The following is a 17,206-nucleotide window of genomic DNA, read 5'->3' on the forward strand; positions in this document are numbered from 1 at the left end:
GACGTGTTACCCGAGTTCGCCGCCGAGCTGTGAGAGCAGCTCGGCGGCGTTCGTCATGCAGCGCTCGGGGTCGGGCTCGAGGTCGGTGAGCGCGCGCACCTGGGCGGCCCCCGCCTGCTCCGCCTCGATGGGGGAGAGGGTGGTGCGGCCGCAGACGACAACGGCGCCGATGTGCGCCTCGCGGGCAGCCTGGAGCACGCCCATCGGCGCCTTCCCGGACAGGGTCTGATGGTCGAAGGAGCCCTCGCCGGTGACGACCAGGTCCGCGCCGGCGAGCGCCTCGGCGAAGCCCACGAGGCCCAGCAGCAGCTCGACGCCGCGCTCGACCCGCCCGCCGAGCACCGCGAGGGCGGCGAACCCGACGCCGCCGGCCGCGCCCGCGCCGGGTGCGTCGACGATCTCGGCGAGATCGCGTCCGGTGGCCGCAGCGACCGTGGCTGCGTACGTCGCCAGGGCTGCCTCGAGCAGCTCCTGGTCCGCAGGCCCGGCGCCCTTCTGCGCGGAGAAGGTGGCAACGGCGCCGCGGGGGCCGAGCAGCGGGTTGTCGACGTCGCAGGCGACCACGATCTCGGTTTCCTGGAGACGCGTGTCGAGGCCGGAGAGATCGATCTCCGCGAGGCTTCCGAGGGAGCCACCGCCCTCGGCGATCTCTGCGCCAAAAGCGTCGAGGAGGCGTGCGCCGAGGGCGCGGAGCATTCCTGCGCCGCCGTCGTTGCTGGCGCTACCGCCGAGGCCGATGACGACCGTGCGAGCACCACCGTCGACGGCGGCGAGCACGGCCTCACCGAGACCGCGGGAGGACGCGGTCAGCGGGGCGAGCCGACCACCGGGCAGCCGCAGCAGCCCGCAGGTGTCGGCGAGCTCGACGACCGCCAGGTCGCCGCGTACGGCGTAGTGCGCCGCCACCGGCTCGAGGGTCGGGCCGGAGACCTCGACCGGCACCAGGTCGAAGCCGGCGCCGGCCAGCGCTGCCACGGTGCCGTCGCCGCCGTCGGCGATCGGCACGATGCGTACCTCTGCCTCGGGGTTCGCCGCGAGGATCCCGGCGGCCACCGCCTCGTCGACCTCGCGTGCGGTCAGGGAGCCCTTGAACTTGTCGCAGGCGACGACGACTCGACGAGCCGGCATCACAGGTGGGGGAGGACGAGGTCGCGGTAGCGCTGCGTCATGGTGGCGAGCACGTCGTCGGGGTCGCTGGCCCAGACCGCCTCGTTGAAGATCTCGACCTCGACGTCGCCGGTGTAGCCGGTCGCGGCGACCATCCGCGTGATCGACGCGAAGTCGATGACACCGTCGCCCATCATCCCGCGCGCCAGCAGCGCGTCGGCGGGGATCGGCAGGTTGAAGTCGCAGACCTGGTACGACGCGATCCGGCCCTCCACGCCGGCCCGCTCGATCTGGGCCGCGATGTCCGGGTCCCAGAAGACGTGGAAGGTGTCCACGACGACCGCGACCGCGTCGACCGGGTGCGGCGCGGCCAGATCGAGCGCCTGGCCGAGGGTCGAGATGACCGCGCGGTCGGCGACGTACATCGGGTGCAGCGGCTCCAGGACGAGCTTCACGCCGTGGTCACCGGCGTACGGGGCCAGTTCACCGAGCCGGTCGGCGACCCGCTCGCGGGCGCCGGCCAGGTCCACATCTCCCTCGGGGAGTCCGCCGACGACCATCACCAGCGAGTCGGTGCCGAGCGTCGCGGCCTCGTCGACCGCCCGCTTGTTGTCCTCGAGCGCGCCGGCGATCCCCGCCTCGTCGGATGCCGTCAGGAAGCCGCCGCGGCAGAGCGAGGAGACGCGCAGCCCGGCGTCGCGTACGAGCTTGGCGGCCTTCTCCAGCCCGGCCTCGTGCACGCGGTCGCGCCACAGCCCCAGGGCGGGGATGCCGGCGCGAGCGGCTCCGTCGACGGCCTCGGCGAGGGTCCAGGAGTTGGTGGTCTTGGTGTTGAGCGAGAGGCGTTCCAGCCCGGTGCTGCTGTCGGTCACTGGTCGACTCCTTGCACGGTGAGGAAGGCGCGCATGCGTGCGGCCGCGAGGTCGGGGCTGGTCAGCAGGCCGGCCGCGTCGGCCAGCCGGAACACCTCGGCCAGATGGAGCACCGAGCGACCGGCGTGCAGGCCGCCGGCCATGGAGAAGCCGGGCTGGTGGCCGTTGAGCCAGGAGAGGAACGCGATCCCGGTCTTGTAGTAGTAGGTCGGCGCCTCGAAGATCTTGCGGCCGAGCGCCTGGGTGCTCTCCAGCAGCTGCTTGGCCGTCTCGGGATCACCGTCGTCGAGCGCCTGCAGTGCGGCCGAGGCCGCCGGGTAGATCGCCGCGAAGATGCCGAGCAGCGCGTGCGAGAACTCGCCCTCGGCGGTCCCCTCACCGACGATCAGCTCGGGGTAGTTGAAGTCGTCCCCCGTGTAGAGCCGTACGCCGCCGGGCAGCGCCCGGCGCAGCCCGACCTCGTGCTCTGCGTCGAGGAGCGAGACCTTGACCCCGTCAACCTTGCCGGGACGGGCCCGGATGACGTCGAGGAAGGTCTCGGTCGCCTCCTCGACCGAGGAGGAGCCCCAGTAGCCCGCCAGCGCCGGGTCGAACATGTCGCCCAGCCAGTGCAGGATCACCGGGCTCTCGGCCTCGTCGAGGATGGTCGCGTAGACCTCGGCATAGTCCTCGGCGCTGCGGGCGACCCGGGCGAGCGCGCGCGAGGCCATCACGATCGTGGTCGCGCCGGTGTCGGCGACGACCTTCATCTGCTCGCGATAGGCGTCGATGACGGTGGCCACGCCGGCCCTGCCCTCGGGGACGGCGTCGAGGGCGAGCTGGTCGGTGCCGGCGCCGCAGGCGATCGACCCGCCCACGGTGGCCGCCTCGGCGGCGGAGCGGCGGATCAGCTCGGCCGCGGCGGTCCAGTCGACGCCCATGCCGCGCTGGGCGGTGTCCATCGCCTCGGCGACGCCGAGACCGTAGGACCACAGCTCGTGCCGATAGGCCAGGGTGCGGTCCCAGTCGATGTCGGCGGGGGCGCCGGGCACGTTCTCGGCGAGCACGCGGGGGACGACGTGGGCGGCGGCGTACGCGGTGCGGGAGGTGAACGGCGCACTCGGCTTCGTCCACTCCGTGGGGGCCGCGAGCGTGTGGAGCTCGGTGCCGCCATCGGGCAGCGGGAGGCGTACTGAGGTCACAGCTGGATCTCTCCGAGCTCGATCCGGCGGCCCTCGGTCGAAGACTCGAGCCCGGCCTCGGCGAGCCTGACGCCCCGGACACCCGCCATGAAGTCGTAGGGGTGGTCGCCGTCGCCCTCGACGTAGCGGATGAACTGCTCCCACTGAGCCTTGAAGCCGTTGTCGAAGGGCTGGTTGTCGGGCACCTCGGACCACTGCTCGCGGAACCGGATGCTCTCGACCAGGTCGGGGTTCCAGACCGGCTTCGGGGTCAGGTTGCGGTCCTGGGCGACGCAGTGGTGCAGGCCGGCGACGGCGGAGCCGTGCGTGCCGTCGACGTGGAACTCGACCAGCTCGCCGCGGTTGACCCGGGTGGCCCATGAGGAGTTGATCTGCGCGACGATTCCGCCCTCGAGCTCGAAGATGCCGTAGGCGGAGTCGTCGGCGGTCGCGGCGTAGGCGTTGCCCTTCTCGTCCCAGCGCTCGGGGATGTGGGTGACGACCTTGGCGGTGACGGCCTCGACCTTGCCGAAGAGGTTCTCCAGGACGTAGTTCCAGTGGGGGAACATGTCGGTGGTGATGCCGCCGCCGTCCTCCTTGCGGTAGTTCCAGCTCGGCCGCTGGGCGGGCTGCAGGTCGCCCTCGAAGACCCAGTAGCCGAACTCGCCGCGCACGCTGAGGATGCGGCCGAAGAAGCCGGAGTCGACGAGCCGCTTCAGCTTGAGGAGACCCGGTAGGTAGAGCTTGTCGTGGACGACGCCGCTCTTCACGCCCGCGTCGGCCGCCAGGCGCGCCAGGCGCAGCGAGCCCTCGACGTCGTCGGCGATCGGCTTCTCGGTGTAGACGTGCTTGCCGGCCGCGACCGCCTTGGTGATGGCGACCTCGCGGACGTTGGTCAGCTGGGCGTCGAAGTAGACCGTGTCCTCGGCGTTGGCGAGGGCCTCGTCGAGGTCGGTGGTCCAACGGTCCAGGCGATGCTCCTTGGCGATGTCCTGGAGCTTCTCGGCATTGCGTCCTACCAGGATCGGGTCGGGCAGGATCCGGGTGCCGTCGGAGAGCTCGACACCGCCCTGCTCCTGGATCGCCAGGATGCTGCGCACCAGGTGCTGGCGGTAGCCCATGCGTCCGGTGACGCCGTTCATGATGATGCCGAGCCGTCGTGTGGCCATGTGAGGGTTCCTCGTCTGCTGGAAGTACGGGAGAGCAATGGGGAAAGCGCTTTCCAATACGGTATGGCAAATGTGATGGCCGTCGCAAGAGGGTGTTCCGCCGAGCCGGACTCAGGAGCGCGGGGGAGTGCTCTCCCGCAGCACGACCTCGCCGTGCACGGACCGCTTGCGAAGCTCCGCCGACGGCTTGCCGAGGACGAGCTCGAGCGCCAGTCTGCCGATGTCGGCCAAGGGGAGACGTACGGTGGTCAGCCCGGGTGTCACGTCGCGCAGCGTGGCGATGTCGTCGAAGCCGGCGACGGCCAGATCGGGCCCCACCTCGACGCCGGCCTGCCGGCAGGCGGCCAGGGCGCCGACGGCCATCAGGTCGTTGACCGCGAAGACGCAGTCCACCTTCGGGCCGTCATCGAGCAGCCGGGTCATCGCCCGGCGTCCGCCGTCGCGGCTGAACTCGTCGGAGACGTACGTCGGCTCCGAGCCGGTCGCCTCGAGCCACCCCTCCGCGAAGCCGGCGTGCCGCTCAGCCGAGACCAGCAGGTTCTCGGGGCCGGTGAGCACCGCGGCACGGCGGTAGCCGAGGCCGACCAACTGCTCGGCCAGCGCCTTGGCGCCGCCGTGGTTGTCGATCACGACGGTGTCGACCGGCAGGCGCGGCTGGCTGATCGCGGCCGCCCGGCCGCCGCCGTCCAGGTAGGAGGTCAGCAGGTCAGCGACCTCGCTGGTGTGGCGTACGTCGGCCGTGTCGCTTCCCGCCAGCACGATCGCCCGGCTGCGCTGGCGCCGCAGCGCGGCCAGGAACTTCTGCTCGCGCTCGGGCTGGCCGCCCGTGTTGCACAGCATCACCAGCAGGCCGTGCTTCTCGGCCTCGTCGGCCAGGCCGCCGGCGATGGTGGAGAAGTAGGGGTCGGAGATGTCCTTCACCAGGAGCCCGACCGTCTCGGTCGAGCCGCGCGCCATGGCCTGGGCGTTGGCGTTGGGCGTGTAGCCGAGCTTGTTCGCCGCGGCCAGGACCCGCTCCTGCAGCTCGGGGCGCACCACCCGGTCGCTCCCGTTCAACGCGCGCGAGGCGGTGGCCAGCGAGACCCCTGCCTCGCGGGCGACATCGCTCAGCGTCGCTGCGCGTTCTCCGGCCAACTGACTCTCCTTCGGCTTCCGATCCTGGAGCCTAAGGCATCCGATGAAGACGTACGCCCGCTCCTGCTCCGGCCGACTCGGCGGTCAGGGGCGTCCGAGGGTGGAGGCGCGGGCGACGAGCTCGGGGGTGAAGACGACCTGCTCGTGCTGGTGGGTGGGGTCGCCGACCTCGTCGAGGAGCAGCTCGGCGGCGCGGCGGCCGAGGTCCTGGCGGGGCTGGCGCACGGAGGTGAGCGGCACGGCCGCGGCGGCCGCGAACTCGATGTCGTCGTAGCCGACGATCGCGAGGTCACCGGGTACGGTCCGGCCGCTGGAGATCGTCTGCTGGAGCAGTCCGAGCGCGAGCAGGTCGTTGGCGCAGAACGCGGCGGTGGGGCGGCGCCGGGCGGACAGCCCGACGAGCCGCTCGCCGGCGGCGCGGCCACAGGCGACGGTCGGGGCCTCGCAGGAGAGAACCACGAGGTCCTCGGGCGGCAGCCCGGCCTCGGCCCAGGCCTGCCGGGCGCCCTCGCCGCGGTCGCGGACCTGTCCGATCGACTCCGGCCCACCGACGTACGCCACCCGCTTGTGGCCGGCGTCGATGAGGTGCTCGACGGCCAGCCGCCCGCCCAGGACATCGTCGACGGCGACGGAGCAGAACGACGACCCGGCCCGGGTGCGGTCGACGATGACGACCGGGGTGCCCCGCTCGATCAGCTGGTCGAGCTGCGGGTCGTCGGGGTCGACCGGGGTGATCAGGATGCCCTGGACCCGCTGCTGCTGCAGGTGGGCGAGGTGGGCGCCCTCGCGGGCCGAGCGGCCGTCGCTGTTGCACAGGAACAGCGAGAGCCCGGCCGCCTCGGCGGCCAGCTCGATGCCACGGGCCACGTCGGTGAAGAACGGGTTGCCGGCGTCGAGCATGACGTAGGCCAGCGACTGGGTGCTGCCGGTGCGCAGGGAGCGCGCCGACTCGTTGCGTACGAAGCCGAGGTCGGCCATCGCGCGCTCCACCCGCTCGCGTGTCGTCCGGCTGACCCGGTCGGGGCGGTTGAGCACGTTGGACACCGTGCCGAGGGAGACGCCTGCGGTGGCCGCGACGTCCTTGACCGAGGCGCTGCGCGGTGTACCCGCACCTGGGGTGATCGCCACCTGGGCTCCTTCCTGAAACGTTCAATCGCAGCATAGGCCGTGGGCGGCGCTGTGACGAGGAGGGACGCTACCGGGATTGACCGATGTCGGACATGCTCATTAGCGTCCGTGCCTAAATCGTTTCATCGGAGGTCGTCATGGAGCGCGTCTGCTTCCAGCTGCAGGTCAAGCCCGAGCGCATCGAGGAGTACAAGCGGCGCCACGCCGCCGTCTGGCCAGACATGCTCCAGGCGCTCGCGGAGACCGGGTGGCACAACTACTCCCTGTTCCTCCGTCCCGACGGCCTGCTCATCGGTTACGTCGAGACCCCCTCCATCGAGGCTGCTCAGGCCGGGATGGCGGCCACCGAGGTCAACGCCCGCTGGCAGGCGGAGATGGCGGAGTTCTTCGAGGATCTCGACGGTGTCGCGCCCGACGAGGGCTTCCTCCGCCTCGAGGAGGTCTTCCACCTCGAGGACCAGCTCGGTCGCTGATTCACCCCGAGAAGTCGGTTCTTGACGCCGAGGGGTCAGTTTCTGACCTCGAGGCGTCGATTTTTGTACGCGGAATGGGTCCGAGGCCAGGAACTGACTTCTCGCGGCCAGGAACCGACCCCTCGCGGTCAGAAACTGACCTCTCGCGGTGGGTGCTGAAACGCAACGAAGTTCGCGCTGCTCTTGACGCACGTGACGTGCGCCACTAACGTCGGACGCGCGCTTTGAAACCTTTCAACCGCAACACAGAGAGGCTCTCCGATGACGACGTTCGACCAGATCTCGGGCGACCTGGCCGCCCTCGAGATCGAGGTCCCCTCGTGGGCCTACGGAAACTCGGGGACCCGGTTCAAGGTCTTCGGCACCCCGGGCACACCGCGCACCCCCGAGGAGAAGGTCGCCGACGCGGCCACCGTCCACCGCTTCACCGGCCTGGCGCCGAGCGTCGCGTTGCACATCCCGTGGGACAGGGTCGAGGACTACGCGGCCCTGCGCAGCTACGCCGAGGACCAGGGGATCGCGCTCGGCACGATCAACTCCAACACCTTCCAGGACGACGACTACAAGCTCGGCGCGCTCACCCACACCGACGCGAAGATCCGGCAGAAGGCGATCGACCACCACTTCGAGTGCATCGAGGTGATGAACGCGACCGGCTCGCGCGACCTGAAGATCTGGCTCGCCGAGGGGTCCAACTACCCCGGGCAGGCCGACATGCGCGGCCGCCAGGACCGGCTCGCCGAATCGCTCGCGACCATCTACGAGCGCATCGGTGAGGAGCAGCGCCTGGTGCTGGAGTACAAGTTCTTCGAGCCGGCGTTCTACCACACCGACGTCCCCGACTGGGGCACCTCGTTCGCCCAGGTCAGCGCCCTCGGCGACCGGGCCGTCGTGTGCCTCGACACCGGGCATCACGCGCCCGGCACCAACATCGAGTTCATCGTGATGCAGCTGCTGCGGCTGGGGAAGCTCGGCTCCTTCGACTTCAACAGCCGCTTCTACGCCGACGACGATCTGATCGTCGGTGCGGCCGACCCGTTCCAGCTCTTCCGGATCATCGTCGAGGTGGTCCGTGGCGGCGGGTTCAAGCCCGTCGCCGAGGGCGGGGTCGCCTTCATGCTCGACCAGTGCCACAACATCGAGAAGAAGATCCCGGGCCAGATCCGGTCCGTGCTCAACGTCCAGGAGATGTCCGCGCGGGCGCTGCTGCTCGACACCGATGCCCTCGCCGCGGCGCAGGAGGACGGCGACGTACTCCTGGCCAACGAGATCTTCATGGACGCCTTCTACACCGACGTACGCGCCGACCTCGGCGGGTGGCGCGAGGACCGTGGCCTGGCCGCGGACCCGATGCGCGCCTACCTCGCCAGCGGCTACCAGGACCAGATCGAGACCGCCCGAGTCGGCGGCACACAGGCAGGATGGTCATGACGACTGCAGCAGAACTGATCGCGCGCTCGAACCGCCTCGGCGCCGACCCGAAGAACACCAACTACGCCGGCGGCAACACCTCCGCCAAGGGCACCGCGACCGACCCGGTGACGGGTCAGGACGTCGAGCTGCTCTGGGTGAAGGGCTCCGGCGGTGACCTCGGCACCCTGAAGGAGACCGGCCTCGCCGTGCTCAGGCTCGACCGGATGCGCGCGCTCGTCGACGTCTACCCGGGCGTCGAGCGCGAGGACGAGATGGTCGCCGCGTTCGACTACTGCCTGCACGGCAAGGGCGGTGCGGCGCCGTCCATCGACACCGCGATGCACGGACTCGTGGACGCCGCCCACGTCGACCACCTCCACCCCGACTCCGGCATCGCGATCGCCACCGCCGCCGACGGCGAGAACCTCACCAAGGAGATCTTCGGCGACCAGGTCGTCTGGGTGCCGTGGCGCCGCCCCGGCTTCCAGCTCGGTCTCGACATCGCCGAGATCAAGGCGAAGAACCCGCAGGCGGTCGGCTGCGTCCTGGGCGGGCACGGCATCACCGCGTGGGGCGACACGTCCGAGGAGGCCGAGAAGAACTCGCTCTGGATCATCGACACCGCCGCCGCCTACATCGAGGAGCACAGCAAGGCGGAGCCGTTCGGTCCCGCGCTCGAGGGCTACGCGGCCCTGGCGGAGGAGGAGCGGCGTACGAAGGCCGCTGCTCTCGCCCCCACGATCCGTGGCATCGCCTCGGCGGACCAGCCGATGGTCGGCCACTTCAACGACTCCGAGGTGGTCCTCGACTTCCTCGCCCAAGAGGCCCACCCGCGCCTGGCCGAGCTCGGCACGTCGTGCCCCGACCACTTCCTGCGCACCAAGGTCAAGCCGCTGGTCCTCGACCTTCCGGCGAACGCGACCGTCGAAGAGTCGATCGCCCGCCTCAAGGAGCTCGCGGTCAGCTACCGCGAGGACTACCAGGGCTACTACGACCGGCACGCCGACCAGAACAGCCCCGCGATCCGCGGCAAGGACCCGCTCATCGTCCTGGTCCCCGGCGTAGGCATGTTCTCCTTCGGCAAGAACAAGCAGACGGCCCGCGTGGCGGGGGAGTTCTACGTCAACGCGATCAACGTGATGCGCGGTGCCGAGGGGCTCTCGACGTACGCCCCGATCGACGAGTCGGAGAAGTTCCGGATCGAGTACTGGGCGCTGGAGGAGGCCAAGCTCCAGCGGATGCCTGCTCCCAAGCCCCTCGCGACCAGGGTCGCCCTGGTCACCGGTGCCGCCTCCGGCATCGGCAAGGCCACCGCGAAGCGGCTCGCCGCCGAGGGTGCCTGCGTCGTGATCGCCGACCTCGACCTCGCCAAGGCGCAGGCCGCAGCGGAAGAGATCGGTGGCCCTGACGTCGCCGTCGGCCTCGCCGCCGACGTCTCCGACGAGGCCGCCGTACAGGCGATGTTCGACGCCGCGGTGCTCGCCTTCGGCGGTGTCGACCTGGTCGTCAACAATGCCGGTCTGTCGCTGTCGAAGTCGCTGCTGGAGACCACCGAGCGCGACTGGGACCTCCAGCACGACGTGATGGCCAAGGGCTCGTTCCTGGTCTCCAAGGCCGCCGCGAAGGTGCTGATCGAGCAGGAGATGGGTGGCGACATCGTCTACATCTCCTCGAAGAACTCGCTCTTCGCCGGGCCCAACAACGTCGCGTACGGCGCGGCCAAGGCCGACCAGGCCCATCAGGTCCGGCTGCTGGCCGCCGAGCTCGGTGAGCACGGGATCAAGGTCAACGGCATCAACCCCGACGGCGTGGTCCAGGGCTCCGGCATCTTCGCCGGAGGCTGGGGCGCCAAGCGCGCCGAGGTCTACGGGGTCAAGGAGGAGGAGCTCGGCAAGTTCTACGCCCAGCGCACCCTGCTCAAGCGCGAGGTGCTGCCGGAGAACATCGCCAACGCCGTCTTCGTACTCTGCGGTCCCGACCTGAGTCACACCACCGGTCTGCACGTGCCGGTCGACGCCGGCGTCGCCGCCGCCTTCTTGCGATGAATCGTCCGGTCAGGGTCGCTGCGGTCGACCTGGGCGCCACCTCCGGCCGGGTCATGTCCGGCCGGATCGGTGGCGACCGGGTCGAGATCGACCAGCTGCACCGCTTCCCGAACGGGGCGGTACGCGTCCGCGGCTCGCTCTTCTGGGACGTGCTCGGCATCCATCGCGAGGTGCTCACCGGCATCCGCGAGGTGGCCCGGACCGGACCGCTGCACGGCATCGGCATCGACTCCTGGGCCATCGACCACGGGCTGCTGGACCACGACGGCCAGCTCCTCGGCCAGGTCTTCAGCCACCGCGACGCCCGCGTCGAGGGCATCGCCGAGAAGGTCGTCGCCCAGATCGGCGCGGCGACGCTCTACGGCACCACCGGCATCCAGCAGCTCCCGTTCAACACGATCTACCAGCTGGTGGCGGCCCGCGGTACCACCGCCTTCGACGCCGCCGAGACGATGCTGCTGCTGCCCGACCTGCTCGGCTACTGGCTCACCGGTGCGATCGGCGCGGAGCGCACCAACGCCTCGACCACCCAGCTCTACGACGTACGTCAGGGCGCCTGGGCGGTCGACCTGTGCCGGGAGCTCGGGATTCCCGAAGGGGTCCTCCCGCCCCTTCGGGACCCGGGCTCTCTCCTCGGCACGCTGCTGCCCGACGTCGCTGACGAGCTGGGTGTCACCACCGACGTACCGGTGGTCGCGGTGGGCTCGCACGACACCGCCTCGGCGGTCGTCGGCGTCCCCGCCGAGGTCGGCGATTTCGCCTACATCTCCTCGGGCACCTGGTCGCTGGTCGGCCTCGAGCTCGACCAGCCGGTGCTGACCGAGGAGGCCCGGCTCGCCGACTTCACCAACGAGGTCGGCGTCGACGGCACCATCCGCTTCCTCAAGAACGTGATGGGCCTGTGGGTCCTGTCGGAGTCGCTGCGCTCGTGGGGCGAGCGGCGCTACCAGGGCGCCGAGCTTCGCTCGCTGCTCGCGGCCGCGGCGGAGCTCGAGCCGCTGCGTACGGTGGTCGACATCAACGACCCGCGACTGCTCTTCCCGAGCACGTCGGCCGACCCGATGCCGGAGCGGATCGCCGCGCTGGCCGCGGAGTCCGACGAGGCGACCCCACACTCGCCGGCCGCGATCACCCGCTGCGTCCTCGACAGCCTCGCTGTCGCCTACCGTCGCCACGTACGCACCGCAGCCGCCCTCGCGGGCACCTCGCCCGGGGTCGTCCACGTCGTCGGCGGCGGCTCTCAGAACGAGCTGCTCTGCCAGCTCACCGCGGACGCCTGCGGCCTGCCGGTTCTCGCCGGTCCGGTCGAGGCGGCCGCACTCGGAAACGTCCTGGTCCAGGGCAGGGCTCTCGGGGCCGACCTGCCTGACCTCCCCGCGATGCGGGACCTGGTCCGCCGCTCCTACGACGTACGCCGCTTCGAGCCGCGCGACGGCCTCGACTGGGCCGCCGCAGAGGCCCGCATCTCCTGACCCTGCTCCCCGAAGGCACCCCCATGACCGACTTCCTCTCCACCGCCCGGCTCAGCCGCCGCGCGCTCTTCGGCGCCGCGGCCGCCACTCTCGGCACGGCCGCTGTCGCCGGCGCCGTCGGAAGCACCCCCGCGGGGGCGGCCGCGGCTTCCACCGCCGGTCTCCCGGACGCCTTTACGAAGGCCTTCCGCAAGCCGGGCACCGCCACGGCGGCGGGCTTCCGCTGGTGGTGGCCCTACGGCCTCGTGGATCCCGCCGAGGTCGCCCGCGAGGTCGACACCGTGGCCGACGCCGGCTTCGGCGTCCTAGAGGTCGCGGTCGTCACCCACAGCCTGCGCGCCCGTGGCATCGAGGTCGACGTGGCGAAGCACGGCTGGGGCAGTCCGTCCTGGGTCGCCGGTGTGAAGGCGGCGCTGGCGCGTGGCGCGAAGCGGGACGTACGGATCGACCTGACCGTCGGTCCCTCGTGGCCGGCCGCGGTCTCCACGATCACCCCCGACGACGACGCGGCCTGCAGCGAGCTCGCCTACGGACGAGTCGACGTCGCCGCCGGCCAGACCTTCGATGACGCGATCCCCGCCCCGCAGGGGGAGTCGCACGGCGACCGGGTCGACCTGGTCACCGTCCAGGCGCACCGGATCACCGCCAGCACGTCCTCGATCACCACCCTCGATCCCGGCTCCCACCTCGACCTCTCCGGCCAGGTGAGGGACGGCCGACTGTCCTGGACCGCTCCGGCCGAGCCGGCGGGCTCCTGGGTCGTCCTCGCGACCTGGCGGAGGGGGAGCGGGCAGGAGCCCGAGGCGGGCCCGCACACCTCTCCTCGCTCCTACGTGGTCGACCACTTCAGCGAGGCCGGCACCGAGGCCGTCGTCGACCTGTGGAAGGACACGATCCTCGACAAGGAGCTGCGCTCCCTGCTCCGGGCCGCGGGCGGCTATCTCTTCGAGGACTCCCTCGAGATCGAGTCCGAGGCGACCATCTGGACGCCGAAGCTGCTCGAGGAGTTCCGCACCCGGGCCGGCTATGACCTCGAGCCCTTCCTCCCTGTGGTGCTCGAGGTGGACGAGGCCTATCGCTTCGCCCTCGGGACGCCTGGCGCCCCCGCGACGACCGACGCGCTGCGGACCAACCAGGTGCGCGACGACTTCAACCAGGTCCTCTCCGACCTGTACCGCGACCACCACCTGCTGCCGATGCAGCGCTTCGCCCGCTCGCTCGGGATGGGGCTGCGGATCCAGGCGTACGGCCTGGAGACCGACGCCACCGAGCACTCCGCGCTGCTGGACATCGCCGAGACCGAGTCGCTGGGCTTCAAGAACCTCGACGACTACCGGGTCATGGCCGGCGGCCGCGACATCGCCGGCAAGCAGGTGCTCTCCTGCGAGGCGATCTGCTACAACGGCGGCGCCTACAACACGACCTGGGGTGCCAACAGTGCGAGCCCGACCGCGCAGAACCAGGCGCTGTTCACGATCAACAGCATCTTCGCGGCGGGCGTCAACCAGGCGATGATCCACGGCTTTCCCTACGCCGCCGCACCCGATGTCACCTGGCCGGGCTTCGCGGCGTTCTCGCCCTACTACAACGGCGCGATCGGCTATGGCGAGGCGTGGGGACCCCGGACGCCGCAGTGGGAGCACGTGCCCGGGATCGCGCGCTACCTCGCCCGTACCCAACTGGTCCTGCGGACAGGGCGGCCGACGTACGACATCGTCTTCCTTCGCCAGAAGGCGGGTGCCTCCACCGGCATCGGTCCGTTCTGGGTGACCAACGACGGCACCAAGCTCGGCTGGTCGCACTCGTTCATCACCTCGGCGCTGTTGACCCGCGAGGACGTGACCGTCGAGGACGGGCGGCTGGCTCCGGACGGGCCCGCCTACAAGGTGCTCGTCATCGGCCCCGACAAGATCCGCAGTCGTGAGGTCACCATCGACCTGGCGGCCGCCCGCAAGGCGCTCGAGCTGGGCCGCGCCGGCCTGCCGATCATCCTGGTCAACGACGCCGGAAAGGACTGGGGCCGCGATGCCACTCCCATCGGTCGCACCGACGAGGCCGCGGTGGCCGAGGTCCGCGACCTGATGACGAGGATCGCCGCCCTCCCGACCACCCGCAGCGTCCTCGAGGCAGGCGTCGGCGGCGCTCTCGCCGAGCTCGGTGTCGTACGCGACGTCGAGCACGCCGACTCGACGGTGATGCACGTCCGGCGCGTCACCGGCAAGGTCGACCTCTACTACCTCGCCAACGCCCGGCACGCCGAGAACCGGCGGCTCAACCCGGTGCAGCAGGACGTCTGGCTGACAGCCACCGACCGCGCCGCGGTGCCGTGGCTGCTGGACGCGTGGACCGGTGAGGTCACCCGGATCGCCGCCTACGAGCGCGCCGGTGACCGGGTCCGGGTACGGGTCGATCTCGTTCCGGGCCAGTCCACCGTGGTCGCTCTCGCGGCCCCGGGTGCGGGCGTCGCCCGCTCTGTTCTCCCCGTCGCCACCGCTGGCCAGGCCGTGGTGGCGCGGGGCGCCAACGTCGCGCTGCGTACGACGACCGCCGGCACCTTCGAGCTCACCAAGGCCGACGGCCGGACGGTGAAGGTCGCCGTCGACCGCGTCCGCGAGCCGGTGACGCCGCAGTCCTGGGCCCTCGCGCTCGAGGACTGGAAGCCGGCGAACCCGGCCGACCCCAAGGACCTCGCCACGACGAAGGAGGTCGTGACCAGCGACCTCGCGTCGCCGCAGTCCTGGTCGAAGGTCGCCGGTCTCGAGGACGCCTCCGGCATCGGCCGCTACCGCACGAGCGTCGACCTGGGCACCGACTGGACCGCGGAGGACGGCGCCTACCTCGAGCTCGGCGAGGTCAACGACACCTTCCGGGTGCGCGTCAACGGTGAGCTGCTGGCGCCGTGCGACCCGATGGACCCGGTCGTCGACCTGGGCCACGCCCTGGTCCCCGGCTCCAACACGATCGAGATCGAGGTGGCCTCGACGCTGCTCAACCGGCTGCGCACCGTCACCCCGTCGGTCTACGGCGTGGCGACCAGGCAGAGCTACGGGCTCGCCGGGCCGGTGCGTCTGGTGCCCTACGTCGAGAAGGTCGTGGCCCGATGAGCTCGGTGTCCCGGTCGCGCGCCCATCCATCGGCCCATTCATCGATCAGCGTCATGCTGAGACAGGAGTGAACCGTGGCGGCCTCGGGCGGCGTACGACCTTCCTCTTCGACCGATCTTCCCGCGGACGAGGTGGAGGTGCTGGCGTTGTTCGCGCGGGGCTACACGATCGAGCGGATCGCGCGGGCGCTGGGCATCTCCGAGCGCACCGTGCGGCGCCGTCTCCGGGCGGCCGCGGATGCGCTGGGAGCGGGGACGAGTGTGGAGGCGGTCGTGCGGGCCGTACGCACCGGACTCATCTGAACTGATTTGATGGCAACTAGACAGACGAAGGAGGCTGCTCGATGCGAGTCGCACTGATGGTCACCTGCATCAACGACGCGCTCTACCCGAGCACCGGGAAGGCCGTCGTACGCCTCCTGCGCCGGCTCGGCGTCGAGGTCGACTTCCCGCAGGCGCAGACGTGCTGCGGGCAGCCGATGGTCAACACCGGCTACCTGGACGAGGCGGTCCCGGTGGTGCGTACGTTCGTGGACGCGTTCGCCGGCTACGACGCCGTGGTGACACCGTCCGGGTCGTGCGCGGGCTCGGCCCGGCACCAGCACTCGATCGTGGCCCGCCGCTCCGGCGACGAGGCCCTGGAGCGGGCAGTCGCGGAGGTCGCCCCGAAGGTCTATGAGCTCTCCGAGTTCCTCGTCGACGTGCTGGGGGTGACGGACGTGGGCGCCTACTACCCGCACCGGGTGACCTACCATCCGACCTGCCACTCGCTGCGGATGCTGGGTGTGGGGGACCGGCCGCGACGGTTGCTGGAGTCGGTGCGGGGGATCAGGCTGGTCGACCTGCCCGGCGCCGACCAGTGCTGCGGCTTCGGTGGCACCTTCGCGGTCAAGAACGCCGACACCTCGATCGCGATGGGCGCCGACAAGGCCCGCCACATCCGCGAGACCGGCGCCGAGATCGTGGTCGCCGGTGACAACTCCTGCCTGACCCACATCGGCGGCGTGCTCTCCCGGCAACGTTCGGGCGTACGCGCCGTCCATCTCGCCGAGATCCTCGCCTCTACCGAGGGGGCGACCCGATGAGCGGCACGTTCGTCGGCATGCCGGCCTTCCCGGAGGCCGCCCGCGAGGCCCTCGCCGACTCCCAGCTGCGCCACAACCTCGCCCACGCGACCGGCACCATCCGCGCCAAGCGGGCCAAGGTCGTCGCCGAGGTGGAGGACTGGGAGGAGCTGCGCCTGGCCGGTGCCGCGGTCAAGGAGCGCGCGCTGCTCGACCTCGACACCCAGCTCGTACGCCTCGAGGAGACCCTGACCGCCAACGGCGCGACCGTCCACTGGGCCCGTGACGGCGACGAGGCCAACGCGATCGTCGCTGCGATCGCGAAGGCGCACGACGCGGAGGAGGTCGTGAAGGTCAAGTCGATGGTGACCCAGGAGATCGGGCTCAACGAGGCGCTCGCCGAGGAGGGCATCGCGGCCTGGGAGACCGATCTGGCCGAGCTGATCGTGCAGCTCGGCGACGACCTGCCGAGCCACATCCTGGTCCCGGCGATCCACCGCAACCGGGCCGAGATCCGCGAGATCTTCCGGTCGAAGATGGGGGCCGCGGGCCGTCCGGCGCCCGCCGACCTGACCGACGAGCCGGCCGTGCTCGCCGCTGCTGCGCGGGAGCACCTGCGCGAGAAGTTCCTGCGCGCGAAGGTCGGGATCTCCGGTGCCAACTTCGCGGTCGCCGAGACCGGCACCCTCGTCGTGGTGGAGTCGGAGGGCAACGGCCGGATGTGCCTGACCCTTCCCGACGTGCTGGTCTCCGTCGTCGGCATCGAGAAGGTCGTCTCCCGCTGGGAGGACCTCGACCCGATGCTCAGGCTCCTGCCGCGGTCCTCGACCGGCGAGCGGATGAACCCCTACACCTCGACGTGGAGCGGGATCACCCATGGCGACGGCCCGCAGGAGGTGCACGTGGTGCTGCTCGACAACGGCCGCACCCGTGCACTGGCCGACGAGGTCGGCCGGCAGGCGCTGCGCTGCATCCGCTGCTCGGCCTGCCTCAACGTCTGCCCGGTCTACGAGCGCACCGGCGGCCATGCGTACGGCTCGGTCTACCCGGGCCCGATCGGCGCCAT

At 71.0% G+C, this 17,206-nt stretch carries 14 protein-coding genes; 8 read left to right on the top strand and 6 right to left on the bottom strand.

Annotated elements, in window-relative coordinates; translation table 11 throughout:
* Positions 1-6: 6 nt before the first annotated feature.
* The 6 genes from ABZU72_RS19690 to ABZU72_RS19715 all read right to left on the bottom strand — a co-directional run bounded on the left by ABZU72_RS19690 (position 7) and on the right by ABZU72_RS19715 (position 6,570).
* On the bottom strand, positions 7-1,128 hold the full coding sequence (locus ABZU72_RS19690; protein ID WP_355020517.1) for a glycerate kinase: 1,122 nt from the start codon (positions 1,126-1,128) through the stop codon (positions 7-9).
* The gene (locus ABZU72_RS19695; protein WP_355020518.1) at positions 1,128-1,979 is read right to left on the bottom strand and encodes a sugar phosphate isomerase/epimerase; all 852 of its coding nucleotides are present in this window, start codon (positions 1,977-1,979) and stop codon (positions 1,128-1,130) included. Before ABZU72_RS19695 ends, ABZU72_RS19690 begins: the two co-directional genes overlap by 1 nt.
* Positions 1,976-3,160, bottom strand: a complete 1,185-nt coding sequence (locus ABZU72_RS19700; protein WP_355020519.1) for a dihydrodipicolinate synthase family protein — start codon at positions 3,158-3,160, stop codon at positions 1,976-1,978. The genes ABZU72_RS19695 and ABZU72_RS19700 overlap by 4 nt, the downstream gene beginning before the upstream one ends.
* Positions 3,157-4,308, bottom strand: coding sequence for a Gfo/Idh/MocA family oxidoreductase (locus ABZU72_RS19705; protein WP_355020520.1), 1,152 nt, complete (start codon positions 4,306-4,308; stop codon positions 3,157-3,159). Before ABZU72_RS19705 ends, ABZU72_RS19700 begins: the two co-directional genes overlap by 4 nt.
* A 111-nt stretch (positions 4,309-4,419) precedes the next feature.
* Positions 4,420-5,442, bottom strand: a complete 1,023-nt coding sequence (locus ABZU72_RS19710; protein ID WP_355020521.1) for a LacI family DNA-binding transcriptional regulator — start codon at positions 5,440-5,442, stop codon at positions 4,420-4,422.
* A gap of 84 nt (positions 5,443-5,526) precedes the next feature.
* The gene (locus ABZU72_RS19715) at positions 5,527-6,570 is read right to left on the bottom strand and encodes a LacI family DNA-binding transcriptional regulator (RefSeq protein WP_355020522.1); all 1,044 of its coding nucleotides are present in this window, start codon (positions 6,568-6,570) and stop codon (positions 5,527-5,529) included.
* A 137-nt stretch (positions 6,571-6,707) separates the two neighbouring features.
* Here ABZU72_RS19715 and ABZU72_RS19720 point away from each other — a divergent pair, with 137 nt between their 5' ends.
* The 8 genes from ABZU72_RS19720 to ABZU72_RS19755 form a co-directional block, all read left to right on the top strand.
* Entirely contained in the window at positions 6,708-7,043 is a 336-nt protein-coding gene (locus tag ABZU72_RS19720; protein WP_355020523.1) for an L-rhamnose mutarotase, read from the top strand.
* A gap of 261 nt (positions 7,044-7,304) precedes the next feature.
* A complete protein-coding gene (gene rhaI, locus ABZU72_RS19725) occupies positions 7,305-8,474 on the top strand; it encodes an L-rhamnose isomerase (RefSeq protein WP_355020524.1) in 1,170 nt (389 codons plus the stop codon).
* Positions 8,471-10,501 (top strand): bifunctional aldolase/short-chain dehydrogenase, encoded by a 2,031-nt coding sequence (locus ABZU72_RS19730; RefSeq protein ID WP_355020525.1) that lies wholly within the window; start codon positions 8,471-8,473, stop codon positions 10,499-10,501. The genes rhaI and ABZU72_RS19730 overlap by 4 nt, the downstream gene beginning before the upstream one ends.
* Entirely contained in the window at positions 10,498-11,973 is a 1,476-nt protein-coding gene (locus tag ABZU72_RS19735) for a rhamnulokinase family protein (RefSeq protein ID WP_355020526.1), read from the top strand. The genes ABZU72_RS19730 and ABZU72_RS19735 overlap by 4 nt, the downstream gene beginning before the upstream one ends.
* Positions 11,974-11,996: 23 nt before the next feature.
* Positions 11,997-15,077, top strand: coding sequence for a glycosyl hydrolase (locus ABZU72_RS19740; protein WP_355020527.1), 3,081 nt, complete (start codon positions 11,997-11,999; stop codon positions 15,075-15,077).
* A 74-nt stretch (positions 15,078-15,151) separates the two neighbouring features.
* A complete protein-coding gene (locus ABZU72_RS19745; RefSeq protein WP_355020528.1) occupies positions 15,152-15,379 on the top strand; it encodes a helix-turn-helix domain-containing protein in 228 nt (75 codons plus the stop codon).
* A gap of 41 nt (positions 15,380-15,420) precedes the next feature.
* The gene (locus ABZU72_RS19750; RefSeq protein ID WP_355020529.1) at positions 15,421-16,161 is read left to right on the top strand and encodes a (Fe-S)-binding protein; all 741 of its coding nucleotides are present in this window, start codon (positions 15,421-15,423) and stop codon (positions 16,159-16,161) included.
* Positions 16,158-17,206: lactate utilization protein B (locus ABZU72_RS19755; protein WP_355020530.1), on the top strand; the 1,049-nt coding region annotated here is incomplete at its 3' end. The genes ABZU72_RS19750 and ABZU72_RS19755, both read left to right, overlap by 4 nt.

The sequence above is a fragment of the Nocardioides sp. NPDC004968 genome (assembly GCF_040608935.1).
Lineage (GTDB): Bacteria > Actinomycetota > Actinomycetes > Propionibacteriales > Nocardioidaceae > Nocardioides.